Origin of the sequence: Endozoicomonas ascidiicola, from assembly GCF_001646945.1 — a bacterium.
Lineage (GTDB): Bacteria > Pseudomonadota > Gammaproteobacteria > Pseudomonadales > Endozoicomonadaceae > Endozoicomonas > Endozoicomonas ascidiicola.
In genome coordinates, this window is record NZ_LUTV01000019.1 from 1 (window position 1) to 1,724 (window position 1,724).

The 1,724-nt window shown below is 44.8% G+C and carries 1 protein-coding gene; it reads right to left on the minus strand.

Translation table 11 applies throughout. The annotated features are described in order from the left end of the window. Positions 1-218: 218 nt before the first annotated feature. A complete protein-coding gene (locus AKL11_RS24140; RefSeq protein ID WP_172807368.1) occupies positions 219-1,532 on the minus strand; it encodes an IS701 family transposase in 1,314 nt (437 codons plus the stop codon). Positions 1,533-1,724 lie beyond the last annotated feature (192 nt).

The window sequence follows — 1,724 nt, forward strand, 5'->3', positions numbered from 1 at the left end:
TATTTATTGATGTATCAAAGACCATGCTTACTTTAAATTCGTCTGCAATAGCTCGAAACAAATAATCCCAATAGTAAATCATCATGGCAAGAAACTCGACTTTAGATTTCCCATAAAACGGAAGTTTGGTCAGATTGCATAATTTCAAAATAAACAACATCGACGAACTATTTTTTCAGGCTCGCTTATATTCGGTTTTTTTGTCTAAAAGCCTTTGGTTATGCGGCTTTACCCTTATCGCAAATTAACTGGTCGGTCAGTTTATCGAAATCGAACTCATATTTTTGCCAATATCGGTTCCAACCCTCGCGAATTGGGAACCGGGGAATAATTTTTGAGAGCGCAATTCTCATCATGCCAGCGGTCGTAGTGTCCTGATCTCGCCAGGGYAAACTCGAGATACTCAGGCATGCTTGATTTTTACAGACGGTCAGCAGTTGCAATAATGCATAGGCTGCCATTTTCAAATGCATCCATCGAAGAACCGATCTCAACTTTTGCTGCCATAGGTGGCGACAGCCGAAGGCGTGTTTGAGTTGATTGAACATCGGCTCAATTGGCCATCGCTTTCTGTAGCCTCGTAGAACGTCCAACCCTTCGTGCTCTATGTTGGTTGAGATGAATATTCTGCTTTCGGTTAACCCTTTGTCATTTTCAAAACGGCTCCAGACGACTCGCACCTCCCGACCTTTGAGGAATTTGGCGCGGCAAATCATGGTTCGATAACGTATTGTACGATGCTTGCCGTACAACCATACGATAGCCTTGTGCTCCGATAATTTCTCCACTTCATCTGCCGTCATTTTGGTGTCGTATTTTCTGGGTCGTCCTCGTTTCTTTTTGAGGAGCTCCACCGGCCGTGCATATAGGGCACGATTCCTGGGTATTTGACCAATAACTTCTATGCCCATTGCCAGAGTGGGTTCTATCAGGGTTACATTCATAAACCAACAGTCAGCAACCAGACGTAGCACTCTACCCTTTACTTCTTCTCGCACCACTTTGAGCATGGCAACAGCAATCTTCAGTTTACTGGTGTTTCCTGAAGCCGGCGCTGGAAATGATATGATTGGAATAGCGGTAAACATTTCGTCTGCCGCTCGTTCAAAAATCACAGCAAGAGAGACCCAGCACTGCCCCCAGATATACGTCGGACGGTTACGTTTTTTACTGTGCTGATGATGGGTTCGACAAGCCGGGGCTTTATCTGAGTATCGTTCGATAACCCAATCATCAAGTGCGAGAGTGATCGGCTCATCTGTTGGGGCTTTTGAACACACCAGTCGGATCAAACGACACGCCAAGTGCTTCCATCGCCACTTACCGTGTGAGATCCAGTGATGATAGCTACTCCAGACGCATTGATAGTCGATGGACAATAGTGCCTGTGTAACAAAACCGTCCCCTGAAAGCATGCAACCAAAGAGCAGTTCGCAGAACGTTGGTACTGCAGTTGGTGATAGCGCTCTGGCTAGAAAGGTTGTATAAAAARCGAGCTCCCGGAGGATTGTTCGATGATCTGAAGTGAGCATGGCAGCCATCTCAAACTTGGTGGTTGGGGATGGTTGCTTTTTAGCTGATTATTCGATTGCTGTTGAACTATTGTGCTTTGAGAACTCTAAAGTCGAGAATCATCATGGCAAGAAACAAACATGTGATTTTTTCCACTAATTTCTGGCGTTTTTCAATTTTTCTATCATCCTCTTAAACATGTTCCTCTGATG